The sequence below is a fragment of the Paenibacillus sp. 2RAB27 genome, assembly GCF_052115445.1.
In the GTDB taxonomy this organism is placed as follows: domain Bacteria; phylum Bacillota; class Bacilli; order Paenibacillales; family NBRC-103111; genus Paenibacillus_E.
The window spans coordinates 136,699-142,980 of the sequence record NZ_JBFRGR010000018.1 but is presented as its reverse complement, the minus strand read 5'-3'; the positions used below and the strand labels follow the sequence as shown (position 1 = coordinate 142,980).

Sequence of the window (6,282 nt, the reverse complement as noted above, 5' to 3'; positions counted from 1 at the left end):
TCAACGTTTGGTGATGATGGCGGAAGGGATCCACGCGTTCCCATCTCGAACACGACCGTTAAGCCTTCCAGCGTCGATGGTACTTGAACCGCAGGGTTCTGGGAGAGTAGAACGTTGCCAAACAACTGAAAGAGTCTTACTTGGATAACTCCAGGTAAGGCTCTTTTTTGCATTTAGCCTATACTACGCCTCGTTACTTAACCATTAACTGTATTTACTACAGCTAATTTCACCGAATTACTCTGAAAAATTGATTTAGATGGAAAACCTACATCTAATAACAACGGAATTCGACACTTAAACCAGTTCAGCCGAAATTAGATGCACAAAATCCATCTATTTCGATGATTGTGGCAAATGTAGCGAAATTAACTGTACAGAATCCATTTAAGTGTGAGGAATGGAGAGAGACTTTGGGGGGACGGAGTGAGGCGGGGAGTGGAGAGTAGAGTAGAGGTCGAGTGAGTATGGGAGCTAATGGGATGCTTGTGAGTGAATAGAGTAGCTGAGAGGTAGTCAAGGGGCAGGACGATACGTCAAGCCAAGTCCCAAAATTTCAAAGAAATTTTGGTATTTTCACAAAAATATAGGGAGAATCCTAATAATGGTTTCATTTTATAATACAATAAAGCTTAGCTAACTTCTTAGGTTGGAGCAACGATGGAATGGGAGTGATACATAGTGGAAAATGCCTATGTTCAGATAGGTACGGCGATGTTCCGGACGGGGATTTTGGGATATGGCGGCGGGCCGTCGATCGTGCCATTAATTCGGTATGAAGCGGTGACGCGTTTTAAGTGGATGAAGGATGAGGAGTTCATGGAGGTACTCGCGATTGCGAATACGCTGCCGGGACCGATTGCGACGAAGCTAGCAGGTTATTTGGGGTATCGGCTCAAAGGAAGCATGGGGGCGCTGGTTGGGCTTTTGGCTCATATTTTGCCAACTTGCGTAGCGATGGTGGGTCTGTATTCGTTTATTACTTTTTTCAGTACGTCGCATGTAATTAAGGGAATGATAGCGGCGGTGGTGCCGATTGTCGCGGTCATGCTAGGCGTGATGGCATATGAGTTTGGCGAGAAGGCGATTAAAGGACTAGGCTGGCCGGCGGGGGTTACTTTTTTCATCATAGCCTTCCTGCTGCTACAACCTTTATCAGTGCACCCCGCTATCGTGATATTCATGTTCCTCCTATATGGAGCTTTCCATCACAAGCTAAAGGACAAGTGGATGAAGAGCAAGAAGACGCTTGGCAAAGGTGATGGCGTATGATGGATTGGTGGCATTTGCTCGTTAGTTTTTTTCTTGCCAATGTATTTGGCTATGGCGGCGGTCCTTCATCGATCCCGCTGATGTTCCAAGAGATCGTGACGAATCACAATTGGATGAACAGCAGTGAGTTCTCTAATATGTTGGCGCTGGGGAATGCGCTGCCAGGGCCGATTGCGACGAAAATCGCCGCGTACGTCGGCTACCAAATCGGCGGCTGGATCGGCGTACTGATTGCGGTGGCGGCAACGGTCATTCCGTCGATTATTGCATTAATTATTTTGCTGAATATGCTGCAGAAATACAAGCAATCCCCTGTGATTAAAGGCATGACACTGCTAGTACAGCCTGTTATTGCGATTATGATGGTGCTGGTCACCTGGAGCAGCTTGGTGGAATCTACGAAAGCGATCGGGTATCTACAGTTTGTCGGAATCGCTGCGGTGGCGTTTTATTTGATCCAAATGCGTAAGATACATCCTGCTTTTGTAATTCTTGCGGGGTTTGTATATGGCGGGATTTTTCTGTCCACGTAATCTAATCTCACATTTATTTGGCGCTAAGCACAAAGCTTGCGCCTCTTTTCGTTACGACACCAAACTTGGTGTCATGTTTATTGACGCTCGAGATGGGCGGACCGTATAGTGATATGAAAGGGATAGACGTAAACTGATCGATAATCTCGGAATCTTGAAACAGCAAATCCCTTGTGGGGAGATGCTGTTTTCTCATATCAGGGTTTGTCTAACGGAATAAGGAGGTCGGGAGACTGTGCGTATACAAGAGAAGGATGCTGTCGAGATGGTCCAAATCGTCAAGCAGTTCGGTTCCGTGCTGGCGAATGATGAGGTGGATTTCAGAGCGAGGTCTGGGGAGATTCATGCGCTGCTAGGTGAAAATGGTGCTGGTAAAAGCACGATGATGTGCATGCTGTCTGGCGTGTACCGCCCTACGAGCGGAGAAATTTACATACATGGCGAGAAGGTGCGCATTCGCTCACCGAAGGATGCGATGAAGCTGGGGATCGGCATGGTGTTTCAGAACTTCCGCCTCGTTCAAACCCTGACGGCTGCGGAGAATATTGTGCTTGGGGAAGCTGGCTCTTTCTGGCGCGGCCCTGGTTGGTTGTCGAAGAAATCGGAGGAGATTGAGGCGATTTCGAAGCATTTTGGGCTGCTGTTTCCCGTAGATCGGCCCATCTGGCAGCTATCTGTTGGCGAGCAGCAGCGAGTGGAAATTGTAAAGACGCTCTATCGGGGAGCGGATTTTATTATTCTAGATGAGCCAACGTCTGTGTTGACACCGGGAGAGGTTGATCAGCTTTTTGAGACGCTGGACCGCATGAAGAAGGAAGGCAAAACGGTCATTATGACGACGCATAAGCTCAAAGAGGTGATGTTCGCGGCAGATCATATCTCGGTCATGCGCAAGGGCAAGATGATTGCGACGATGGCGAAATCCGAAACGAGCGAACGTGAGCTTGCGCAGTTGATGGTGGGCGAGATGAGCTTAGTGAGCCGCGCGCAACAAAGAATGCGAGCAAAGGAGAAGCCGATGCTCACGGTCAAGGGGCTTGATGTCTATGCGGACCATGGGCGCAAGGTACTGGATGGGCTTCATTTTGAGGTAAATGAAGGTGAGATTGTCGGTATTGCAGGCGTCTCTGGAAACGGGCAGAAGGAGCTGGCAGAAGTGCTGACAGGGCTGCGTACGTGGAAGCATGGGGAAGTTCATTTTGATGGGAAAGCGCTGCGGAATGGGTCGGTTCGGGGAGCGATTGAGCTTGGGATCGGCCATGTGCCGGAGAATCGGATGCGCAGTGGTCTAGCTGGCAGCTTGGACTCGGTAGATAACCTGCTGTTCAAAACGTATCGTTCCTCGGAACGGTCAAGGTTTGGTTTGCTGCGAACAGGGAGTAATCGGCGTTGGTCTCAGCGGTTGGTCGAGATGTTCGATGTGAAAATGTCGGGAATCGATTCACCAGTTCAATTCATGTCGGGAGGGAATCAGCAGAAGCTGCTTTTTGCCAGGGAGATTGATCAAGGTCCCAAGCTTATGATTGCGGTACATCCGACGCAGGGACTCGATGTGGGTGCATCGGAAGGCGTGTATCAACTGTTGGAGGATTTGCGAAGTAAGGGGCGCTCTGTTTTGCTGATTTCGGAGGATTTGGATGAGGTGCTGCAGTTAGCTGACCGTATTCTGGTCATGTACGACGGGCGCATTGTCGGGAATATGCCGAGGGAAACGGCGAGCCGCGAGCACATCGGCATGCTGATGGCGGGATCGGAGGAGGGTGCAGGATGAGTGAACAACGAACAGCAGGCAGCATTCCGATCGAAAATAAATTGCCGAAGCGTGGAGCTGGGTTCCGAATGCCGTATCGGTTGGAAATTGATCCCGCAGGGGCGAATAGCCCTTGGTGGGTCACGATTATCGCCATCGCGTTGGCGTTGGTGGCTTGTGGGATTTTTATAGCGTTGAATGGGATGAATCCGTTCATGGTCTACGGCAAAATGGTGAAGGGAGCCTTCGGTTCCACCTTCGGATTGACGGAAACGTTAGTGAAGGCGATTCCTTTGCTGCTTTGCGGGCTGGGGGTATCGATCGCTTACCGCATCTCCGTGTGGAACATTGGGGCGGAAGGTCAGTTTGTGGCTGGGGCGATGGCGGCGACGGCGATTACGGTGTATTTTCCACATCTGCCAATGTACCTCTCGATCCCAGCTATGATGGTCGCGGGCATCGTGGCCGGCGGCTTCTGGGGATTGCTGACGGCGATACCACGGAACTATTTTCAGGTAAACGAACTCATTACCTCGTTGATGCTAAACTATGTGGCGTTGCTGGCGCTGAACTTTGTGGTTTTCGGACCGTGGAAAGATCCCAAAGGATTTAACTTCCCAGGATCTCCCATGTTCACAGTTGCGCAGTCTTTACCGACTTTTGGTACAACGCGGCTGCATTTGGGGCTGATTTTTGCCATCATCGCTGTGCTGATTTATGCCTTCGTTGTCCGGTATACGCGGTGGGGCTATGAGCTGCGGTTGATCGGTGCCAATAGTGAAGCGGCTAAAAATGCTGGCATTCGCATTTCCAGACATGTCCTGCTGGTCATGGTGATTAGCGGCGGGTTGGCGGGGCTTGCTGGCATGGGGGAAGTCTCTGGCGTAGCGCACCGTCTCATGTATGGGATTTCTCCTGGGTATGGGTACACGGCGATTATCGTGGCTTGGCTGGCGAAGCTGAATCCGATCGGGCTTGTGGTTGCTTCGGTGCTCTTCGGTGGGCTCATTGTGGGTGGTTATAGTGTGCAAATGATCGGACTTCCGTCCTCGATTTCGTCGATGATTCAAGGGGCGATCTTGTTTTTCCTCATTGCTGGGGGGATGGCTGGGAAATTCCGTATTCGTCGAAACAGCTGAGGTCGCTGACTTGGGGAGTCGGGTGAAAGTAATTTTAGTTAATGGTGTTAATGAACGGGGAGATAAAGGGGTGTAAGAGATGGATACGATCACACAAATCATTGTTTCGGCGATCTCTTCGGGTACACCGTTGCTTTTGGCCGTATTGGGTGGCATCTTGATTGAAAGATCCGGCATCATGCAGCTTGGCGCTGAAGGCTTGATGTTAATGGGTGCGGTGACTTCATGCCTCGTTTTCATACATACAGGAAGTTTAGTACTAGCCATTCTATGCGTGCTCGCGGTGAGCGGGGTACTCGGAATCCTTCATGGTTTCTTATGCGTAACGCTGCATGCGAATCAAGTTGTTTGCGGGTTGGCGATGACGATATTCGGCGCGGGTCTAAGCGCGTATTTAGGTAAGCCTGTGAGTGGTCAGCCACTTGTAGGTGCGGTGCCGAAGCTGGATATGCCGTGGCTGGAGCCAGTGCCGGTGATTGGCAAAATTTTTGCCCATATGGATTTGTTTACATGGTTAAGTTTCGTGCTCGTACTGGCTATGCACTTGTTCATCCATCGTACATCTTGGGGGCTTCATCTTCGTGCAGTTGGGGATAATCCAGCTACGGCGGATGTCATGGGGATTCCTGTGATCGCGATTCGCTACGGCTGCATTGTCGTGGGATCGATGCTGATCGGGATTGGTGGGGCAGATTTGCTGCTTGTATACACACCGACATGGAATGAGGGGATGACCTCGGGACGCGGTTGGATTGCGGTGGCGCTCATTATTTTTGCGAGGTGGAATCCGATTCGTGCCCTCGTGTGCGCGTATTTCTTCGGCGTGTTGGATAGTCTGGGGTTCCGTGTGCAGCTGATCGGCAGCCATATTCCTTCTTATTTTCTGAAAATGATTCCGTACGTCGTCACCATTCTGGTGTTGATGTTCCTCGGTTGGCGGAATAAAAATAAGCCATCTGGTGCGCCTGAGGCGCTTGGTGTGCCTTATATACGTGAGCAGAGATTTTAGTTTATGGGAAGTAGCTGGGATGAGATAGGGGGCAGGGGAAATCAGGAGGAAAACTGGAGGAATAATGAGAAAAACTAGGAGGGCAAACCATGAGTGAATTGGATGTTCATATTCCGTATTTAAAAAGATGTGTAGAGCTTTCTGTGCAGGCTAGAGAAGCTGGCAATACGCCTTTCGGTTCGTTGCTCGTTGGGCCAGATGGCGAGATTTTACTGGAGCATGGCAACGTAGAGATTACTGAATCGAATTGCACGGGGCACGCGGAAACGATGCTCATGGAGGTAGCTTCCAAGCGATACAGCAAGGAAGAGCTGTGGGCGTGTACGCTGTACACCTCGACGGAGCCGTGCGCTATGTGCGCGGGAGCGATTTATTGGGGCAACGTGGGACGCGTCATCTTCGGCATGTCGGAAGCGATGCTTGCGGGGCTGACGGGGGACAATGAGCAGAATCCGACGTTGATGCTGCCTTGTCGTGAGGTTTTTGCTAGAGGGAACAAGCCGATCCAGGTGATCGGTCCTGTTCCTGAGGTTGTGGAAGCGGCAGTCGCTGCGCATGACGGATACTGGGATTAATAAG

Annotated in this window: 6 protein-coding genes and 1 rRNA gene; all 7 read left to right on the top strand. The window is 50.6% G+C overall.

The genetic code is table 11. From position 1 onward, the window contains the following. Nucleotides 1-6: 6 nt before the first annotated feature. The 7 genes from rrf to AB4114_RS22650 all read left to right on the top strand — a co-directional run bounded on the left by rrf (nucleotide 7) and on the right by AB4114_RS22650 (nucleotide 6,278). Nucleotides 7-123, top strand: a 5S ribosomal RNA gene (rrf, locus tag AB4114_RS22680). Nucleotides 124-678: 555 nt separating this feature from the next. Next, the gene (locus AB4114_RS22675; protein ID WP_376769551.1) at nucleotides 679-1,272 is read left to right on the top strand and encodes a chromate transporter; all 594 of its coding nucleotides are present in this window, start codon (nucleotides 679-681) and stop codon (nucleotides 1,270-1,272) included. Beyond that, nucleotides 1,269-1,805: a chromate transporter gene (locus tag AB4114_RS22670; protein WP_441990491.1), complete on the top strand. Its 537-nt coding sequence runs from the start codon at nucleotides 1,269-1,271 to the stop codon at nucleotides 1,803-1,805. Before AB4114_RS22675 ends, AB4114_RS22670 begins: the two co-directional genes overlap by 4 nt. A 265-nt stretch (nucleotides 1,806-2,070) precedes the next feature. Next, entirely contained in the window at nucleotides 2,071-3,576 is a 1,506-nt protein-coding gene (locus AB4114_RS22665; protein ID WP_441990495.1) for an ABC transporter ATP-binding protein, read from the top strand. Then, entirely contained in the window at nucleotides 3,573-4,694 is a 1,122-nt protein-coding gene (locus tag AB4114_RS22660) for an ABC transporter permease (protein ID WP_441990490.1), read from the top strand. The genes AB4114_RS22665 and AB4114_RS22660 overlap by 4 nt, the downstream gene beginning before the upstream one ends. A gap of 79 nt (nucleotides 4,695-4,773) precedes the next feature. Then, nucleotides 4,774-5,703 (top strand): ABC transporter permease, encoded by a 930-nt coding sequence (locus AB4114_RS22655; protein ID WP_441990489.1) that lies wholly within the window; start codon nucleotides 4,774-4,776, stop codon nucleotides 5,701-5,703. A gap of 89 nt (nucleotides 5,704-5,792) precedes the next feature. After that, complete coding sequence (locus tag AB4114_RS22650) at nucleotides 5,793-6,278, top strand: nucleoside deaminase (protein WP_441990488.1); 486 nt, start codon at nucleotides 5,793-5,795, stop codon at nucleotides 6,276-6,278. Nucleotides 6,279-6,282: the final 4 nt, after the last annotated feature.